The organism is Lacticaseibacillus sp. 53-4, assembly GCF_016861805.1.
In the GTDB taxonomy this organism is placed as follows: Bacteria; Bacillota; Bacilli; order Lactobacillales; family Lactobacillaceae; genus Lacticaseibacillus.
On record NZ_BOLT01000005.1, the window covers coordinates 14819 to 32363 of the forward strand.

General features: G+C 57.2%; 17 protein-coding genes and 2 tRNA genes. 10 read left to right on the forward strand and 9 right to left on the reverse strand.

Going from position 1 to position 17545, the window contains the following annotated elements; translation table 11 throughout:
* Nucleotides 1-82 precede the first annotated feature (82 nt).
* The 4 genes from mutY (at nt 83) to JUF21_RS03165 (ending at nt 2645) form a co-directional block, all read left to right on the forward strand.
* Nucleotides 83-1186, forward strand: coding sequence for an A/G-specific adenine glycosylase (gene mutY / locus JUF21_RS03150; protein WP_203624548.1), 1104 nt, complete (start codon nt 83-85; stop codon nt 1184-1186).
* Nucleotides 1183-1863, forward strand: a complete 681-nt coding sequence (locus JUF21_RS03155) for an NAD(P)H-dependent oxidoreductase (protein WP_203624547.1) — start codon at nt 1183-1185, stop codon at nt 1861-1863. Before mutY ends, JUF21_RS03155 begins: the two co-directional genes overlap by 4 nt.
* Nucleotides 1863-2042, forward strand: coding sequence for a hypothetical protein (locus tag JUF21_RS03160; protein WP_203624546.1), 180 nt, complete (start codon nt 1863-1865; stop codon nt 2040-2042). The genes JUF21_RS03155 and JUF21_RS03160 overlap by 1 nt, the downstream gene beginning before the upstream one ends.
* A 63-nt stretch (nt 2043-2105) precedes the next feature.
* Nucleotides 2106-2645 (forward strand): DUF308 domain-containing protein, encoded by a 540-nt coding sequence (locus JUF21_RS03165; protein ID WP_125757957.1) that lies wholly within the window; start codon nt 2106-2108, stop codon nt 2643-2645.
* 66 nt (nt 2646-2711) lie between these two features.
* On the opposite strand, the gene JUF21_RS03170 is transcribed toward JUF21_RS03165, so the two are convergent.
* The 4 genes from JUF21_RS03170 to JUF21_RS03185 form a co-directional block, all read right to left on the reverse strand.
* On the reverse strand, nt 2712-3767 hold the full coding sequence (locus JUF21_RS03170) for a hypothetical protein (RefSeq protein ID WP_203663071.1): 1056 nt from the start codon (nt 3765-3767) through the stop codon (nt 2712-2714).
* 162 nt (nt 3768-3929) lie between these two features.
* Nucleotides 3930-4763 (reverse strand): bifunctional hydroxymethylpyrimidine kinase/phosphomethylpyrimidine kinase, encoded by an 834-nt coding sequence (thiD, locus tag JUF21_RS03175; protein WP_203663073.1) that lies wholly within the window; start codon nt 4761-4763, stop codon nt 3930-3932.
* A gap of 96 nt (nt 4764-4859) precedes the next feature.
* Nucleotides 4860-5912, reverse strand: coding sequence for a hypothetical protein (locus tag JUF21_RS03180; protein WP_203624543.1), 1053 nt, complete (start codon nt 5910-5912; stop codon nt 4860-4862).
* Complete coding sequence (locus JUF21_RS03185; RefSeq protein WP_203663075.1) at nt 5905-6744, reverse strand: SbcC family exonuclease; 840 nt, start codon at nt 6742-6744, stop codon at nt 5905-5907. Before JUF21_RS03185 ends, JUF21_RS03180 begins: the two co-directional genes overlap by 8 nt.
* A gap of 195 nt (nt 6745-6939) precedes the next feature.
* On the opposite strand from JUF21_RS03185, the gene JUF21_RS03190 reads away from it, so the two are divergent.
* The 3 genes from JUF21_RS03190 (at nt 6940) to JUF21_RS03200 (ending at nt 8883) form a co-directional block, all read left to right on the forward strand.
* A complete protein-coding gene (locus JUF21_RS03190; protein WP_203624541.1) occupies nt 6940-8097 on the forward strand; it encodes an MFS transporter in 1158 nt (385 codons plus the stop codon).
* 508 nt (nt 8098-8605) lie between these two features.
* A tRNA-Ala gene (locus JUF21_RS03195) sits at nt 8606-8678 on the forward strand.
* Nucleotides 8679-8810: 132 nt separating this feature from the next.
* Nucleotides 8811-8883: transfer RNA gene (locus JUF21_RS03200), tRNA-Ala, on the forward strand.
* A gap of 117 nt (nt 8884-9000) precedes the next feature.
* On the opposite strand, the gene JUF21_RS03205 is transcribed toward JUF21_RS03200, so the two are convergent.
* The gene (locus tag JUF21_RS03205; protein ID WP_164506279.1) at nt 9001-9171 is read right to left on the reverse strand and encodes a hypothetical protein; all 171 of its coding nucleotides are present in this window, start codon (nt 9169-9171) and stop codon (nt 9001-9003) included.
* Between the two features lie 269 nt (nt 9172-9440).
* Here JUF21_RS03205 and nrdD point away from each other — a divergent pair, with 269 nt between their 5' ends.
* The 3 genes from nrdD (at nt 9441) to JUF21_RS03220 (ending at nt 13334) form a co-directional block, all read left to right on the forward strand.
* A complete protein-coding gene (nrdD, locus tag JUF21_RS03210; RefSeq protein WP_125758340.1) occupies nt 9441-11627 on the forward strand; it encodes an anaerobic ribonucleoside-triphosphate reductase in 2187 nt (728 codons plus the stop codon).
* Nucleotides 11628-11801: 174 nt separating this feature from the next.
* The gene (locus JUF21_RS03215) at nt 11802-12599 is read left to right on the forward strand and encodes a transporter substrate-binding domain-containing protein (protein ID WP_203624540.1); all 798 of its coding nucleotides are present in this window, start codon (nt 11802-11804) and stop codon (nt 12597-12599) included.
* Nucleotides 12600-12629: 30 nt separating this feature from the next.
* A complete protein-coding gene (locus JUF21_RS03220) occupies nt 12630-13334 on the forward strand; it encodes an amino acid ABC transporter permease (protein WP_203624539.1) in 705 nt (234 codons plus the stop codon).
* 58 nt (nt 13335-13392) lie between these two features.
* Here JUF21_RS03220 and JUF21_RS03225 read toward each other — a convergent pair whose 3' ends face one another.
* The 4 genes from JUF21_RS03225 to JUF21_RS03240 are packed head-to-tail and all read right to left on the reverse strand — an operon-like array spanning nt 13393 to nt 17193.
* Nucleotides 13393-14658: an MFS transporter gene (locus tag JUF21_RS03225; protein ID WP_203663077.1), complete on the reverse strand. Its 1266-nt coding sequence runs from the start codon at nt 14656-14658 to the stop codon at nt 13393-13395.
* Nucleotides 14659-14701: 43 nt separating this feature from the next.
* Nucleotides 14702-15973 (reverse strand): MFS transporter, encoded by a 1272-nt coding sequence (locus JUF21_RS03230; protein WP_203663079.1) that lies wholly within the window; start codon nt 15971-15973, stop codon nt 14702-14704.
* A 9-nt stretch (nt 15974-15982) separates the two neighbouring features.
* Nucleotides 15983-16747, reverse strand: a complete 765-nt coding sequence (locus JUF21_RS03235) for a hypothetical protein (protein ID WP_203624536.1) — start codon at nt 16745-16747, stop codon at nt 15983-15985.
* The gene (locus JUF21_RS03240; RefSeq protein ID WP_203624535.1) at nt 16747-17193 is read right to left on the reverse strand and encodes a LytTR family DNA-binding domain-containing protein; all 447 of its coding nucleotides are present in this window, start codon (nt 17191-17193) and stop codon (nt 16747-16749) included. Before JUF21_RS03240 ends, JUF21_RS03235 begins: the two co-directional genes overlap by 1 nt.
* Between the last annotated feature and the right edge of the window lie 352 nt (nt 17194-17545).

Below are 17545 nucleotides of genomic sequence, written 5' to 3' on the forward strand. Positions count from 1 at the left end.
TTCGTTAGTAGTTTCATTATAGCAAAGCATGAGACCGCTTGCATAAGGGACCGGTACGTTAAACTAGCTTTGAGGTGAATTCATGGCACTGAATTGGTCAGAAGAAAAAATCGCGGCCTTCCGCAAGGCGCTGCTGAACTGGTACGATCAGGAAAAGCGGGACCTGCCATGGCGGCGGGACCACGATCCGTACCACATATTGCTCTCGGAAACGATGCTGCAGCAGACGCAAGTGGCCACGGTGATTCCGTACTACAATCATTTCTTGCAGCTGTTCCCGACCGTCGCAGCCTTGGCACAGGCGCCAGAGGACCAGGTGATGAAGGCCTGGGAGGGCCTGGGTTATTACTCGCGCGCCCGGCGCCTGCAGCAGGCGGCCAAGCAGGTCCTGCAAGAATACGGCGGCGAGTTTCCGCACACTGCCGCCGAGCTCCGGCAGCTGTCAGGCATTGGGCCGTACACGGCTGGCGCCATCGCCAGCATCGCCTTCAACCAGCCCGAGCCGGCGATTGACGGCAACGCGTTTCGCGTCTTTGCCCGGCTGTTCAAGATTGATGCGGACATCGCCAGACCCCAGACCCGTCAGGTGTTTGATCAGCTGATCCGCCAGCTGATCGACCCGCAGCGGCCAGGGGATTTTAACCAGGCCATCATGGACCTGGGCAGCAGCTACATGCGCGCGAAGGATCCGGACCCGGCGCACTCGCCGCTGGCCGCCTTCGACCAGAGCTACCTGAGCGACACTGTCCTGGACTACCCGGTCAAAAGTAAAAAGAAAAAGCCGGTTGTGATCCCTTACTTTGCGCTGGTGATCCACTCGCCGCGAGGGTACCTGCTGGTGCGGCGGCCGCGCACGGGGATGCTGGCAGACCTGTGGATGTTTCCGCTGATCGACCGCAGCGGCCTGGATGCGGCGCTGGCAGTTGATCAGCTGACAGAGGCGGCCGCCCAGTTCGCGGCGCTGTCCGGGGTCGCGCTGAACTTTACCGAGACCGGAGCCAAGCCGGTGCGGCACACATTTACTCACCAGCAGTGGCAGCTGACGCTGGTTGAAGCGGAAAGTCCCACCTTCGACTTGGCGGTGCTGCCGGCCAAATGGGTGAAGGCGGCAGACTTTGAAAAGCTCGCGCTGCCGACCGTGCAGAAAAAGTTAGTGGCGGCGCTGAAAGCAGGAGGTGCCTTGTGAACACATTGATCATTGTTAGCCATCCAACCATTGCGGATTCGCCGACACAGCAGTTTTTAAAGGCTAGTGCGGCCGGCGTCAAAGGGGTCACCTGGCATCACCTGGACGCAATCAGCTCGCTGGATGTTGCCGCCGAGCAGGCGTTGATTCAGGCGGCGGACCGGCTGATTTTCGAGTTTCCGCTGTACTGGTATCAGGCCCCGGCCAGCTTGCACCAGTGGCTTGCGGCCGTATGGACGCGCGGCTTTACGTACGACGAAACCGGCGGCAAGCTCACTGGCAAAACGCTTGGGCTGGTGGTGTCATACAGCCAGCCTAAGCAGGCCTACCAAATTGGCGGCAGTGAGGGAATTTCGATGTCCACCCTGCTAAGCCCGTACCAGGCGCTGGCACGCAAAACTGGGTTGACACTGCTGGCGCCGCTTGAGATCGCCCAGTTCGGTTACCTGACCGAAATTTCGCGGGCGCAGCTTTTCGCCCGTTACCAGCAGTACCTGACGGTGCCGCAACCCGCCCGCTTTGCGGATCAGGCGGCCTGGTTTTTGGCTGAGCTAACGGCCAGGGGGCAAGCAGATTCAACGGTTGCGCTGATGGCGACCACGCTGGCGGACCGGCAAGAGCAGCTGACCAGCTTGCGGCAGACCATCGCCGAGTTGCGCGAAGGGGAGGCGGACTGATGGACGAAACCACAAAATGGCTGCTCGAGCAAGCCAAGCACCAGGCAGAACAGGCTAAAAATTACGAAGACCGGGCCTTTTTCACGGCGCTTGAGACGTTTATCCAGGAGCAGGCCACCCGCTTGGCTCAGGCCCAAGGCGAGGTCGACGGGCGCTTTTGGGACCACCGGCGCTGGTAAATCCAACCTAGGGCTGATGGGCCAAGGACTTCAAGGTGTTAGGCTTGAGTTAAAGAGAGGTTGATGGCGATGCGAAATACCGTTGAAAAATTGACGCGTTACGCCTGGCTGAGAGCGTTGATCTTGGCCCTGGTCGGCGTCTGGTTCCTGCTGGCGCCGACTTCGGTGTACCACGTGGTGAAGTATGTGCTGTTAGGCGGCATGTTGCTGCTCGCCCTTGGCGCCTTCATCGATGCGGTGCGCGCCCAGCGAGGGACGCTGGAAAGTCAAAGTGCGCTGTGGCGCGGCGGCGGTTTGCTGATCGGCGCGATGGTCGTGGCCGTCCTGCTGCGGCCGGCACTGTCGCTGCTGCCGATTGTCATTGGCCTAATGCTGGTGGTGTACGGGATCTCGCGGATCATCACAGCGCGTGATCGCCAGGTTTACGTGAATGTTTCGCCGTTTCCGACGATCCTTTACGGGCTGATCGTGGCCATCTGCGGGTTTGTGCTGCTGTTCAACCCGTTTCGGTCAATCATGGCGCTGCTGCAAGTCGTTGGCGCGATGCTCATTGTGATGGGCATTCTGGAACTGGTCGACGCGTTGCGTGGCCGCCGTCACTAACTCACGCTGGCCTACGCAAAAAGCCGCCCCGAAAAATTTTCGGGGCGGCTTTTTCTACTGTCTAACTTAAGGCGCCGGGATCGGATCACTTTCAAGCCAGCTCCAGGTGTAGTGGATCGAGCCGTCGCTAAACTGAATCGAATAGGCGCTGGCCTGGCGATTGGAGCCGGCGGCAGCTTGAGCAGCCTTCATTGCGGTTTCTGCCTCATGCATGGTGTCGAACAGGCCACCGATGCCGATCAGAGCGCGGTCGGCGTCACTGACCGAAGCGTCTGGTGCTTGCTGTTGGCTTGAGGCCGAATCAGCCTCGGGCCTGGTGGGCGCCTTCGAAGGCTGCTCCTCGGCTGGGGTCTTCGCAGGTTGGGCTGAACCCTTGGCTGCCGGGGCAGCTTTGGTTGTCTGACCATTTTCGGCTTGCTTGGCCGGTGCGGCAGGCGCTGCCTGCTCTGGGACCTGGGGCTCGGCCGCGTTAGCGTCTGGCGGGTTGGGTGCGACTTTTTCCTCCTGTTTCAGACTTTCGGCGATTGGGGTGTAGGTCTGCTTAAAGGCTGCCACCGGCACCTCCGCGATTGCCGCCTCTGCCGCCGCGACCGTTTGCGCGGTGGCGGGCCGGCGTTGGGCAGCGCGCAACTTAGCCAGGGCCGCGGTTTGAAGCGAGACCAGTGTCACCGGAGTTTTCGCGGCGGCTGCGTACTTTATATTGGCCGCCTCAAGCGTTCGGAAGGCCCGCTCCAGCGTGGTGCTGTCGTACTTCTGGTCGGTGATGACCTGGGTGGGGCCGAGCACCGCCGAAGCCTCGGAGCGGATGGCGACGTAGAGCTTGGCGTCTTTCAGCTGCTGGGCGGCTGCCCTTAAAATGACCTTCTGGTGCGCACTCAGCGCGGTGTGGTGGCGTTCGGCCTGCTGGTAGGCGTAATTCGCCTGATTCAAGTAGGCGCTGGCCAAATTGCTTTTGGGGTCGGCAATGAAGGCGGGCTTGTGCAGCGCCTGCGTCGCCTCGGTCACACGCTGCACTGAACGGGCGGCCGCATCGGTTTGGCTGAGCTGATGGTGAACGACTAGACCAATGCCCGCCGCAAGCGCGACACTGATCGTGATCAACAGGGCAACTGGTCGTTTCATAGGAATTTCCCCTTTCCCAAAAATGGTGATGATTGATTGTACTATATCACGTTTTTGAAGGCGGTTTAACCTTTAAGGGACCCAGGTGACAGCATTGTTAGCAGGGGACTCAAAAGGCCCGCTCGCACGCGCCTTCGGTGAGTGGGCCTCTTTAAGTTCAGGTTAGGCCTGAGGATCTGTTTTCGGCTGGACCAATGGGTTGGCCCAGTGGTTGATTGGCCCAAACTTATGGCCGACCGGGATCTCATGCGCGATGGCCGTGTCGACAAAATGTTTGGCGAGCCGGATGGCGTCCTCAAGGTCGGTGCCCTTGCCCAGTTCGGCGGTGATGACGGCGCTGAGGGTGTCGCCGGTGCCGTTCTTGCGCTCGGTGTCGTAGTACGGTCCGGTCAGCCAGAAGCGCTTGCCGGAATCCAGCAGCACATAGTCACTGACTTCGGTTTGGGTGGCGGAATCGTGGCGGCCTTTGAGCATCACGTTTTTGGCGCCCATGTTATGAATCGCTTCAGCAGCCTTGATAATCGCGTCCTTGTCCGTCAGCTTCATGCCGGTCAGGTGCTCGGCCTCATAGAAGTTGGGCGTGATGACATCCGCCATCGGGATCAGTACCGTCTTGAGGGTCTCGAAGGCCTCGGTTTCCAGCAGCATGTTGCCGTGCTTGGTGGAGATCACAGGATCCAGGACGAGCGGGCCAAAGTCGTACTTCTGCAGGTTGGCCGCGACGTTCTTGATGACCGCCGCGTCTGCCAGCATGCCGGTTTTCGCAGCGCGGATCTTTAAGTCTTCGCCGAGCGCCTTGAACTGGCTGTCGATGAACGACAGCGGCATCACCTGACTATCGTGAATACCGTAGGAGTTGCCTGCGACTGCAGCAGTCAAAATCAATGTGCCATAGGTGCCGCGCATGAAAAAGCTGTGCAGATCGGCCTGTGCCCCGGCACTGCCATCGCTGTCGACCCCCGCGATGGTCGCTACTTGTGGTAATTCGTTTGCCATATTCTCGCCCCTTCAGATCAGTATCGGACTTAATTGTACAAGGTTATCCAAAATAAGCAAACGAAAAGCGCCCGTTAAGGCGCTTTGTTTCGGCTTTTAGTTGAATGCCCGCCGCTGAGGCAGCACCGCCTTGAGCCACTGGCCGAAGAACGGATACTGATGGTTCAGCTCCATCACGTGGACGGTCGGTTCCGGGTAGTGCAGGACAATGCGGTTGTTTTCCGTGTCCAGCTTGATGTTGAGCACGTTGTGGTTCGGCAGGTCGAGGGCGTAGGCACCGCGGCCGGCCTGGCGCATCAAAATCGCGTTGTTGGACGCAATCACGAACAATTCGTCCAGCGCCGGGGAGTTCTCCGCCGCCCGCACGTTCACTTGCAGGCGCAGGTGCGCACCGACCAGCTCGTTCGGGATGGTGGTGGAGGCCCAGGTCAAGGTGTCGTCAGCAATGTCGTCGGCGCCCAGGTCCTTCCAGTCGTGGCCGTTGTCGTCCAGCACCTGGTAGCTGACCACACTGCCGTGATCTAGGGGCACGGCGACTTTAATGTTGCCGGAAGATTTAATTTCCACAGTGGTCGACAGCGGTTTGGAGTTGTCGAACTTGGTGGCAAAACTCAGCCCGTCGACTGGCTGCAGGACGGTTTCGTCAATGGTGGCGAAGCTGAAATCTGCGGTGTATAGCACTTTGATCATGGCCGCCAGCGCCTGCAGCTCGCCGTCTGTGTACCCCAGGTCAGGGTCTTTAGCGGTGATTTGAAGCAGGGTCGGCAGGTTCTTGGCGACCAAGCGGCCGTTCGGGGTCAGCGCGCCGTCGATGGCCATAAGCTCGGTGTTTTTGTCCGGGCTGGCCAGATAGATCGTGATGGTGCTGTGATCGCCGTCGCCTACTTGCGGCTCAAACCAGAGGCGCTCGGCAAAGGTGTTGTCGATTTGCTTGCTGGTGCGCAGGGCTTCGAGCAGCTTGTCAGCCATCAGCGCGGTGTAGCTGAGGGTCTCGGCCTGGATGGCAGGCAGGTTGCCTTGCCACAGCGGATCGTTGCGCAGAAAGGCCATGCGCTTGCTGTAGGCGATGGTGATCGCGTCGCGGGCTTGTCGCGCGTTCAAGTCACTCGTGGCGATTTTGGTGATCTCTTGATCTTTAAAATTAAGCATTAGCCTGTTCCTCCTTCAGCGCCAGTGCCTGCATGAAGTCATCCTGCAGGCTGCCCAGAATATTTTCAAACTGGTCAACGGAGCTGTAATTGGAAGTGACCGCTTGGTACTCGTAACGCGTGATTGCGGCGCCCACCTGGAGCTGGCGCTTCTGCGCATCGAAGGCTTCATCGGCGCTGGCCTTGGCGGAGTCAAAGCGGGCCCTGAGCTTACTCTGATCTGGCCCGGCCGGCTTGTGCGCCGGCGCACTGCCTTGGTCTTGGTCGGGATCCACGAAGCTCTTCAAAAAGCCGCGGACCCGCGAGCCAGTAGCCTCGGGCTGCGCGGTGTTGTCGGCAGCCGCGTCCGCTTCGGCGTCTTCCAGCTGACGGTGCAGCCGGTCGACTTCCTGGTAAGTATCCTTGCGCATGGCTTCGAGCTGGTGATCCAGAAAATGGTCCGGATCCTTGGCAAAGGCACGCAGCTGCGGCAGGATGGCGCGCTCGGCGTCAGTGCGCTGTACAATGTTGCGGGCGAAGACATCAATGCTGCCGAACTGGCGGCGGTGGTACCAGTCGCCGAAGAAGACCTCACCCTGATCGGACACCTCAAAAAACGGAATGTGCTCGCGCAAAAAGGCGATGAAGTCCTGCTGCAAAAAGTCGTGCAATTCGTGCACCGCGGACTTGTCATAAGCCAGGATGTAGCCCGGCGTTTCCGCCAATGTCAGACGCAGCGTCTCGGCGGTCTTATCGATTCCCTGATACAGATGATAGGTCGACCGATCGGCCCACGCCTGCGCGAATGTATTAAAAAAGTTATTTTGATAATTAAGGCTCGATTCTACTGTCATAGCATTTCCTCTCGCTTCTTAGCTGATACGTTCAGTTTACCGCAACCGTGAGGTCGGTGAAACCGGTGTTATCAAAAGTTTCCTTATAGAACGCAGAAATATGACCGTTGAAAATGAGAATGTGCCCATTTAGGCGGACAAAGCGCCAGCGCCCGGATAAAATAAATAGCAGACTGACTTTAGGAGGAAGGGCGCATGGCGAAGAAAACACTCACACTCAAGTGGCTTTTTCTGGGGTCTTTGATCACCAACACGGGGATTTCATTCATTTGGCCGCTGACGACAATCTACATGCACGAATACCTCGGCGAGTCGCTGACCGTTTCAGGCATCGTGTTGTTTTTCAATTCCGTGGCGATGATGCTGGGCAACCTGATCGGCGGCCGCCTGTTTGACCGCTGGTCACCGTACCGCACCATTTTGACCGGGATCGCCCTGGACGTGGGCACGTCACTTGCGCTGATTTTCTGGCACGGCTGGCCGGCCTATCCGCTGCTTTTGGTCGTCATGGGCTTTGGCTCAGGCCTGGTCAACACGGCGATCAACTCGTTTGCCACGCTTTCGACCAGCCGGCGCGCGAGTTATGTGTTTAATGTCCTGTACTTTATGCAAAATCTGGGCCTAGTGATTGGCACGCTGATCGTCGGGTACGTGCTGCCGCTGGGCATCGCCTGGATCTTCGCGCTGGCGTTCGTCATGTTTCTCATGTTCTTCGGGGTGGCGCTGGTGCACTTCAACGTGACGCCGCGGCCGAGCACCGAACGGGTCAAAGCCGCGAAGGCCGCGCGGCGGAATCCACACCTGATCAACATCATGCTGCTGCTTGCGACATTATTTTTGACCTGGGTCGCGTACGAGCAGTGGCAGAGCAACATTTCGACCTTCATGCTGAGCCTGGGCATGAACGTGCGCAATTACTCGTTTTTGTGGACCTTCAACGCCGTGCTGATCGTGCTCGGCCAGCCGATCTTGACCCTGTTTGACGATTGGCTCACGGCTCACTTGCGGCTGCGTCTCGGCGTCGGTTTTGCGCTGTTTGGCACCGCCTTTTTGCTGCTGATTCCGGCTCGTTCGTACTGGATGTTCGTGCTGGCGATGGGGGTGCTCACTCTGGGTGAGATTCTCGCGCTGCCCTCGGTGGCGACCTACGTGGACATGTACACCGACCTGACCGAAAAAGGCCGCTTTCAGGGCTACGTTCAAATGTTTGCGTCTGCGGGTCGGGCGGTTGGACCGCTCGCCGGGGCGCTGGTGATCGAGGCGGTGGGCTACCATCCGCTGTTTCTTGCGTTGGCGATTATTCTGTACGTGTCGATCGCGATTTTCTCGTGGCGAGCGGCCGCCGTTAGATAACTAATGCAATTCATAATTAATATTGTAAATGTTCATATTTTCTTCACAACTTATGGATATTATAAGAACATAGAAATGGCGCAAGCCTTTCTACCCCAACCCAATTTTCATTTTTACTCCTCCAAAGTAAAAATCGCCAAGTGGTCCCCCAAACCGCTTGGCCAACTCCTCAGGCCGCTGCCCAGCGGCCTTTTTTGATGCAAGGTGCACAGACTTGGCGTACTCAGGCTGATGATTAGCCTAGGCCGCGGCTTTGCCTGTGTAACAGGCGAAGTCGTTGCCGTAGCTAATCATTCGGCCGTTGCCAAGTCCGAGCCCAGTTAAGTAGGATGCGAAGGGTTCGCGCACTTAGGGGGACAGGTAGCTTAGGCGCGTGGGCGTTGTTGACTCGCAGCCCAGTTAGGCAAGGTGCCGAGGAACAACGATTCTAGATTCTATTCTCACCCACCCTTCGCCCAAAATCTTCTTTACAGCCGCGACGGGTATGCTACAATTAGTCTTGTGTTTTGGGTCCGTAGCTCAGTTGGGAGAGCGCTGCCTTCGCATGGCAGAGGTCGTGAGTTCGAATCTCATCGGATCCAGAGTGAAGATTGCTGCGCCTCTTCGGAGGCACAGCAATCTTTTTTTGCTTTGACCATCCCGCAGAAATTGTAAAAACCCGATACGAGACGCTTGCCAGCGCTACCATTTTTCGATAATCTATTACTTAGAAGGGGTCCTTAGCTCAGCTGGGAGAGTGCCTGCATGGCATGCAGGAGGTCGCGTGTTCAAGTCACGTAGGATCCAGAAGTCAAAAAAAGGCGTCGGTGCAATCAGCATAGTTGCTGAGGGCATCGGCTTTTTTTTTGCCGAACTTTTACGTGGCGTACTCAAAAAGCCGGCACGCGGCCGGCTCAACTGAGGTCATTTCTTGATAAATGTGACATATGCCCAGTACAGCCCGGCCACAATAGCCAGGAACAAGACAATCTTGATGATCAGACTGATGATGCCAGCCACGAGCGGCAACAGTATCAGTCCTAAGATGATGATCACGGCGATGACACCGATTTGTTTCCATTGCGCAGTTTCCATAGTGAGCCTCCATAAGATGATACTTTCAGTATAGCAAAGGCCGGGGACAACAGCGCGTTTCCAGGCGAAAATCCGTCTGAAGACTGAGGTGCCGGGCCTAGGTTTTCACGAAACCAGACGGTTCAAATTAAATCGTTCGCTATACAATATCTAGTGTTTTTGGCCAATTTGGACAGACTTTTTGCCATATATAGTGCCCATATAATCCGGAACGTGATAGAATGTTTCTATGATGTTCGAGTCTGAACAAAGGAACGGAGAGGGTATCCATGATCGATTTAAAAGTAAAAATCAACGTAAAAAAACGCGACGGGCGGATTGTCGACTTTGACCAAAGCAAGATCACGGCCGCGATCACGAAGGCGGCTAAGGCGGTGAACGGCGAACTCGCGCCGACCGACTACACGTTGATCGAATCGATCTCGGATGCCGCGGTTGCCACAATCACCGAGCGCTTCAGCAAGGACGTACGCATTCCCGAGGTGCAAAGCATCGTGGAGCAGGCGCTGCTTGACGCGCACCAGTACGACTGGGGTGAAGCCTACACGAAATACCGCGTGAAGCGCGATATTGAGCGGTCGAAGAAGGCCGACGTCAACTACAACGTCCAGAAGCTGCTGGACCGCGACTCGACTGTTGTGCACGAAAACGCCAATAAGGACTCGCGCGTCTTTTCGACCCAGCGGGACCTGACCGCCGGCGCCGTGGCCAAGGCCATCGGGCTGAAAATGCTGCCACCGGCCGTGGCAAATGCCCACCTGCGCGGCGATATTCACTGGCACGACCTCGACTACACGCCTTACATGGCCGAGACCAACTGCTGCCTGATCGACTTTAAGGAAATGCTCAATCACGGCTTTTGCATCGGCAACGCCGAAGTGGAGCCGGCTCACAGCATTCAGGTCGCCGTCACCCAGATGACGCAGATCATCGCGAACGTCGCGTCCAGCCAGTACGGCGGCTGCTCGTCGGACCGCACCGATGAAGTGCTCGCGCCGTTTGCGCAGAAGAATTACGAAAAGCACCTGCAGGAAGCCAAGGAGCTGCCGATCGATGCCGAAACAGCCGAGGCATACGCCAAGCGCCGCACCAAGAAGGATATTTACGACGCGCTGCAGACGCTCGAGTACCAGGTCAACACCTTGTACTCAACGCAGGGCCAGACGCCTTTTGTGACGGTCGGCTTCGGTCTGGGCACGAACTGGCTGGAACGCGAGATCCAAAAGGACATTCTCAAGATTCGCATTGATGGACTAGGCAAGGAGAAGCGCACCGCGATTTTTCCAAAGCTGGTCTTCACCATCAAAAAAGGGCTGAACCTGCACCCCGGCGATCCGAACTACGACATCAAGGAGCTGGCCGTCGAGTGCGCCACCAAGCGCATGTACCCGGACATTCTGTCGTACGACATGATTAAAAAGCTGACCGGTTCCTTCAAGGCGCCGATGGGCTGCCGGTCGTTTTTGCAGGGCTGGACGGATCCGGACACCGGCGAGGAAGTCAACGCCGGCCGCATGAACCTGGGTGTCATTACCGTCAACCTGCCGCGCATCGCGATGGAAAGCAAGGGCGACAAGGACAAGTTCTGGAAGATTCTCGAGCAGCGGCTCGACATCTGCAAGCAGGGCCTGGTGTACAAGGTCGAACGCGCCAAGCAGGCGACGCCGGAATCCGCGCCGATTCTGTACAAGTACGGCGCGTTCGGCAAGCGTCTGAATGATGACCAAAGCGTCGATGAGCTCTTCAAGAACTCGCGCGCCACGGTTTCGCTGGGCTACATCGGCTTGTACGAGGTCGGCACCGTCTTTTACGGCTCGGCCTGGGAGAAGAACCCGGAGGCCAAGGCCTTTTCCATCGACGTGGTCAAGGATCTGTACGAGCACTGCAAGCAGTGGGAGAAGCAGTACGGCTATCACTTCTCCGTTTACGGCACGCCGTCCGAAAGCTTGACCGACACCTTCTGCCGGCTGGATAAGAAGCGCTTCGGCGTGGTTAAAGACATCACGGACAAGGATTACTACACGAACTCCTTTCATTACGATGTCCGTAAGGCACCGACCCCGTTTGAAAAGCTCGACTTCGAAAAGGACTACCCGAAGTACTGCTCCGGCGGTTTCATTCACTACTGCGAGTACCCGAACCTGAAGCAAAACCCGAAGGCCCTGGAAGCCGTCTGGGACTATGCGTACGACAAGATCGGGTACCTGGGCACCAACACCCCGATTGACCAGTGCTTCGAGTGCGGGTTCAAGGGTGAGTTCAAGGCGACCGAAAAAGGCTACGAATGCCCGCAGTGCGGCAATCACAACCCGGACACCTGCGATGTCGTCAAGCGGCTGTGCGGCTACCTCGGCAACCCGAACAAGCGACCAATGGTTCACGGCCGTCAGGAAGAAATCCTGCACCGCAAGAAGCACATGGTCATCGGCAACGATGACCTGGCAGGTCAGGCCTAACTGTTGCCAACCAAAATGCCCCATTCGCTTTGGCGAGTGGGGTTTTCTGGTACCTGGTGCGGTCAGGATTCGCCGGGCGGTGGCCATTAAAAGAATCTGATTAGAAGCACTCGATTACCAAAAGTAAGTCGTGTATAATTGGTGGTGCTGATTTTCAGAAACGGAGGAAATTTCATGAAAAAATGGTTAATCGCGTTGGCTAGTCTGCTGATGGTGGGCGTGCTCGCCGCATGCGGCAACAGTCAAAGCAGCAGTAGCAAGGCGAACGATAACACTGTCAAGCTGGTGACGCCGAAGACCTTGACCATTGGCCTGGAAGGCACTTACCAGCCGTATAGCTACCATGAAAATGGCAAGCTGACCGGGTTTGAAGTTGAGCTGGGCAAGCAAATTGCCAAGGAGCTCAACTTAAAGCCGAAGTTTGTGGAGACCAAGTGGGACTCGCTGATTGCCGGCCTCAACGTCAACAAGTACGACCTGATCTTGAACAACGTGGCCAAGACCCCTGAGCGCGCCGCCAAGTATCGCTTCACGGTGCCATATACCTCAGGCAAGTCCGAGCTGGCGGTCAAAAAGGGCAACACGACCATTAAATCAATCAAGGACATCAAGGGCAAGAAAATGGCCCAAAGTGTCACCTCGAACAACGCGGCAAACGTGAAGAAGCTCGGCGGGGTGATTGTCCCAGTTGACGGCTTCGCCCAGTCGGTTACGCTGATCGAACAGGGCCGGGCGGATGGCACGGTCAATGACACCGCGTCCTTCCACTCCTACCTCAAGCAGCAGCCGAATGCGGATATTAAGCTGATTCCGGTCGGCAATGCGATTAAGGCCACGCCGGCGCGCGGCCTGCTGCGCAAAGACGAAGGCCCACTGCAAAAGCAGGTCACCAAGGCGATTGAAAAGCTGCGCAAGAACGGCCAGCTCGGTAAGCTCTCGAAGAAATACTTCGGCAGCGACATCACGAAATAATCGAGCGACGGTGAGAGAAGGAGGGATTTGATGAGTGCCTGGCAAATTGTGCTGAAGTCACTGCCGGAATTGCTGGTGGCGATGCTCAAGTACACCATTCCAATTACGTTGATTTCGTTTGCGTTAGGGCTGATTTTGGCGGTGCTGGTCGCCCTTGTCCGGATCTCGCCGTCGCATCAGCCGGTCATGCGGGGGCTGAAAGGCCTGACCTGGTTTTACGTCTGGATCTTTCGCGGCACGCCGCTGTTGGTGCAGCTGTTTCTGATTTTCTTCGGCCTGCCGTACCTGAAGATGAACGGTCATGCCATCATCGAGCTGAACGCCTGGACGGCCGGCATCCTGACCTTTTCGCTGAACACCGGCGCGTACGCGTCGGAAACCATTCGCGCGGCGATTTTGTCGGTACCGAAGACGCAGTGGGACGCGGCCAAGGCGCTGGGAATGAAAAAGTCGCTGATCCTGCGACTGGTCATCTTCCCGCAGGCGCTGCGCATCGCGCTGCCGCCGCTGTCCAACAGTTTCATCAGCTTGATCAAGGACACGAGCTTGGCCAGCGGCATCACGATCATCGAGATGTTTCAGGTCAGCCAGCAATTCGCGGCGCTTTACTACAACCCGCTGGTGTCCTACAGCCTAGTCGCTTTCCTGTATCTGATGCTGACGACGGTTTTGACCGGCGTCCAGAGCTGGCTGGAAAAGCGCACCAGCCGTTACCTGCTCAGCGAAGGGCAATAAGTGATGGCAATCAAAATGGCTCAGAGCGTCCCGCGACGCTCTGAGCCATTTTTTTGGCTTAATCGTGAGTGTCTTCCGGCACCTGATTTTCTGGCCGGTCCAGCAGGTGCTGCCGGCTGATGACGGTGGTGACGACCAGGGTCAGCAGCAGCAGGCCGCTGCCGGCGATGCCAAACAGCAAAGGCGCCGCGAAGTGATCAAACAGGGCCCCGAACACCAGCGTGCCGATTGGCGCAAGCAGCGTCGAAATCGTGAGGTCGAGGGAAAAGACGCGGCCTTGCAGATTCTGCGGAATAATCCGTTGCTTGAACGTGTTTGCAGGGGTGTTGATCAGTACCATCAGGACGCCGTTGAGCATGCTTTGCAGCCAGAAAAAGGCGGTGCTGAGCCAGCTGGGCCAGGAGAACAAGGCCGGCAGTCCGGTAGTCGTGAACATGGCGCCCAGCAGGAACAGGTTAAAGTAGGAAAAACGGATGGGGTGAGTGCGGATGGTGATGGCCGCCAGCAGAATGCCGCCGCTGAACATGCCCACGGCAAAGCCGGAATCCACCAGCCCGTATTGCTGGTTGGAAAGCTTCAGCGTCTGAATGAGCAGATACGGCAGGCCAACATTCATGGCCGCAAACAAGAAGTTGACCGCGGCTGAGGAAATCATGACGGTCAGAATCAGCTTCTGGCTTTTGACATAGGCGAACCCGGTCTTAAAGTTGTTCAGGACGGACTCGCGCGGCTGCGGTGTGGTGAGCGGGGGGACCAGGCGGAATTTCAGCAGCAGGATCGCGACCAGCGCGGTCAGTTCGAACAGTACCTCGATGTAGGCGAAGGTGTCGATAGCCACCAGCGTGTAGAGCCACGCGCCGATCAGCGGCGCCAGGAAGGCGGCCAGGCTGGTGATGGACTGATTCAGCGAGTTGACCCGCTGCAGCTCGCTGCCCTCAAACAGCTGTACCAGGCTGGCGGTCAGCGTGGTGCTGAGGAAATTGTCAGTCACCTGCAGCACGATGATCAATGCAATCAGTTCCGCGTAGTACTGCGCGGGCCAGAGCTTAAAGACGACCCCAAAAGCCACCAGCGCGGCACTAGTGACCACCTGCGCGCTCAGCATGATGCGCCGGTGGCTCATGGTGTCCACGACATAGCCGACAAACGGCGTCAGCAGCAGCGACACCACCGGTCCGGTGACAAGCGTGACGCCCATGCTGAGGGCGGAGCCGGTGCGGTGCAGAATGTACAGGCCGATGGCAAAAGACAGCATGCTTGACCCGAACGTGCCGGCGAATTTTAAGACCAGCGTTTTAATGGTTTGAGGGGTTAAATTCTTCAAAAAGATTCCTGACTTTCGTGGGCGATTTTGCTTGGCGCTGGCTTCAGTTGGCAGCTGCTGGCACCTGGTTCTCGGGCTTGTCATACAGATGGCTGCGTCTGATCAGACCAGTCACAATCAGCGTGAAAATAATCAGGACGATGCCAGTGACGCCAAACAGCAGCGGGGCGGCGAGGTGATCAAACAGCACCCCGAACATTAACGTGCCCAGCGGGGCCAGCATCTGGGAAATCGTGCCGTCGAGCGAGAACACGCGGCCCTGCAGGTGATGCGGGATCACTTGCTGCATGAAGGTGTTGATCGGCGTGTTGATTAGCACGATCAAGACCCCGTTGACGATGTTTTGAATCCAGAAGTAGCCGGTGCTTAAAAGCCCCGTCCAGCGTAGCACGGCAGGCAGACCGGTGAAGGTGAAGAGAATCGCCAGCAGAATGATGTTAAAGAACGAGAATTTGATCGGGTGGCTGCGCATTTTCAGCATCGACAGCAAGATGCCGCCGCCAAACATGCCAATGGCAAAGCCAGAGTCGACGAAGCCGTACTGGTTATTGGTCATTTTCATGGTTTGGATCAGCAGGTACGGCAGGCCGACGTTCACGGCGGCGAACAGGAAATTCAGAAAGGCCGAGGACACGGTCAGGATGAAGATCAGCTGCTGACTTTTCAGGTAGGCAAAGCCGGTTTTGAAATTCTGCCAGACGGATTCTTGCACTTCCGCCGCCTGGGCTGGCGTTTGGGCCGCGAAGGGCTGAAACTTCAGCAGGAAAATGGCGACCAACGCGGTCAGCTCGAACAGCACTTCAATAAAGGCAAAGGTGTCGATCGACACCAGCGTGTACAGCATGGCCCCCATCAGCGGTGCCAGGAACAAGGCGAGGCTGGCGATGGATTGGTTCAGGGAGTTGACCCGCTGCAGCTCATCGGGCGCAAACAGTTGGACCAGACTGGCCGTCAGGGTCGTGCTGAGAAAATTGTCGGTTACCTGCAGCGCGATGATGAGGGCAATCATTTCTGGGTAATACTGCGCTGGCCAGAGCCGAAAGCCGAAGCCGAACAGCACCAGTGCGATGCTGGTGGTGACCTGCGCGGTGATCATAATGCGGCGGTGGTTCATGGTGTCGACCACGTACCCGACAAACGGGGTCAAAATCAAAGAGACGATGGGGCCGGTGATCATGGTGACGCCCATGCTGAGCGCAGAGCCGGTGCGGTGGAGAATGTACAGGCCAATGGCAAACGAGAGCATGCTTGACCCGAAGGTGCCGGCGAATTTCAGCACCAGCATCTTGATGGTTTGAGGCGTAAGATTTTTCATAGCGAGCTCCTAGATGTAGTGGATCGTGACGTCGCCCATTTTAAAATCGCCGGCGAGGACCACGAGCGGACCGGTCTTGGTCGGGGTCTCGCCTTTTTCGTTGAAGTCGACCGCGAAGTTGCCCAGGTTCGGCTGGACGTTCCAGTCGCGCGGGATGTATAGGCTGATGTCGCCCATCTGACCGAGCACCTCAATCAAGGCCGGTTCGTTGATGATGGTTGCCTTGTCAAAAAAGACCTTGACGTCGCCCAGATTGGTGCGGATCACCGCGTGGCGGAAGTCGCCTTGCTGGACGTAGCGGGTGGCGCTGCCGAGTTTCACGTTGACGGTGACGTCGGCGGATTCACTGCTTGGGACGTAGCTTGGCGCTTGCTTGGCCTCTTTTTGCAGCTGCCGCAGCTCGCTGATCGTGTAATGCTTGTCATTAATGGTGACGACGCTGAAGTGGTGTTTTTTCAGCGGCTTGAACAGCAAGGTCAGGCCAATCGAAAGCAGCAGGGCCGCACCGAGAACTGTCCACGGCACGAGTTGCTGGATGCCTAGCGGTTTGGCGAAGAGCATCGCTAGAAACGCGAGGCTGAACGAGAGCCCTGCGAACGACAGGCTGGCCAGGCTCTTGATGGCGGCGGCCACCAGGATCAGCACCAGGACCAGCGTCCAAAAGCGCAGGTGATAGGTGAAGAGGCCGAGCTGGCTCAGCACTAAGATGCCGGCGCAGACGACGAAGAACAACCCCCAGAACCAGTGACCCCATTTAACTTGTTTGGTTTCCATTACAAACCCCTCATTTCGTTTAGCCGCTCGACCAGCGCCTTGTAATAGCGCCGCGACGCGTAGACCTGTTTGTGACTGTTTTGAAATTCCACTAGGCAATCCGACAGCGAGCGGTTGATCGCCGCAACTTGGTTTAAGTTGATGATCACCGACTTGGCCACCTGCATGAAACTGCCGGGCAGCGACCCGGCCAGCTCGTACAGCTTTTGCTTGCTGGTAAAAATGTCGTCTTTAGTGTGAACCTGGAGTGTGCGATCCTGCGTTTCGATGAACAGGATCGTCGGCAGCGGCAGGAAGCGCTCCAGCGTGTCCTGAAACACAGGCAGGGTGGGGGCAGTGGGTGTGGCCAGGGCGTCTTTCACCGCGGCGGCCGTCTCCTGATCCTTGGCCCGAATGACCAGTTCCGGTTCTTTCAGGTCCGGATCAGTTTCAACCCTGATTTTCATTGCCCCACCTCCTCGCTTGGTACTTCATTATTAGACCATTAAAATTCGCTGAGTGAAATACCTGGTGCGTATCCGGTCAAAAAAACCGCGTGACTGGTTCGACACGCGGGAGCGGGATAATAGGGTTTATAAGAATATCGGGTGCTGTAGACAGGCTGTATGGCAACCTGGCTGTGAGTAGCGAGCTCTATGTGGCACGGCATTTTGGCCCGCTCTCTAGCCAGGCTACGTTGCGGTCTGTCGTCGAGTAGCGCGCTCTAAGCGGGGCGGTGTTTTAGTGCGCTCTCTAGCCAGGCTGCGTTGCAGCCTGCCGTCGAGTGGCAGTCTCTAAGCGCTAAAGCGCTAAGAGACT

Coding starts and splice junctions, on each gene's coding strand:
- JUF21_RS03180 (WP_203624543.1), bottom strand. CDS start 5,912: ATGCTTAATTTTAAAGATCAAGAGATCACCAAAATCGCCACGAGTGAC.
- JUF21_RS03235 (WP_203624536.1), bottom strand. CDS start 16,747: ATGGAAACCAAACAAGTTAAATGGGGTCACTGGTTCTGGGGGTTGTTC.
- JUF21_RS03160 (WP_203624546.1), top strand. CDS start 1,863: ATGGACGAAACCACAAAATGGCTGCTCGAGCAAGCCAAGCACCAGGCA.
- mutY (WP_203624548.1), top strand. CDS start 83: ATGGCACTGAATTGGTCAGAAGAAAAAATCGCGGCCTTCCGCAAGGCG.
- JUF21_RS03205 (WP_164506279.1), bottom strand. CDS start 9,171: ATGGAAACTGCGCAATGGAAACAAATCGGTGTCATCGCCGTGATCATC.
- JUF21_RS03240 (WP_203624535.1), bottom strand. CDS start 17,193: ATGAAAATCAGGGTTGAAACTGATCCGGACCTGAAAGAACCGGAACTG.
- thiD (WP_203663073.1), bottom strand. CDS start 4,763: ATGGCAAACGAATTACCACAAGTAGCGACCATCGCGGGGGTCGACAGC.
- JUF21_RS03165 (WP_125757957.1), top strand. CDS start 2,106: ATGGCGATGCGAAATACCGTTGAAAAATTGACGCGTTACGCCTGGCTG.
- JUF21_RS03220 (WP_203624539.1), top strand. CDS start 12,630: ATGAGTGCCTGGCAAATTGTGCTGAAGTCACTGCCGGAATTGCTGGTG.
- nrdD (WP_125758340.1), top strand. CDS start 9,441: ATGATCGATTTAAAAGTAAAAATCAACGTAAAAAAACGCGACGGGCGG.
- JUF21_RS03185 (WP_203663075.1), bottom strand. CDS start 6,744: ATGACAGTAGAATCGAGCCTTAATTATCAAAATAACTTTTTTAATACA.
- JUF21_RS03230 (WP_203663079.1), bottom strand. CDS start 15,973: ATGAAAAATCTTACGCCTCAAACCATCAAGATGCTGGTGCTGAAATTC.
- JUF21_RS03190 (WP_203624541.1), top strand. CDS start 6,940: ATGGCGAAGAAAACACTCACACTCAAGTGGCTTTTTCTGGGGTCTTTG.
- JUF21_RS03170 (WP_203663071.1), bottom strand. CDS start 3,767: ATGAAACGACCAGTTGCCCTGTTGATCACGATCAGTGTCGCGCTTGCG.
- JUF21_RS03215 (WP_203624540.1), top strand. CDS start 11,802: ATGAAAAAATGGTTAATCGCGTTGGCTAGTCTGCTGATGGTGGGCGTG.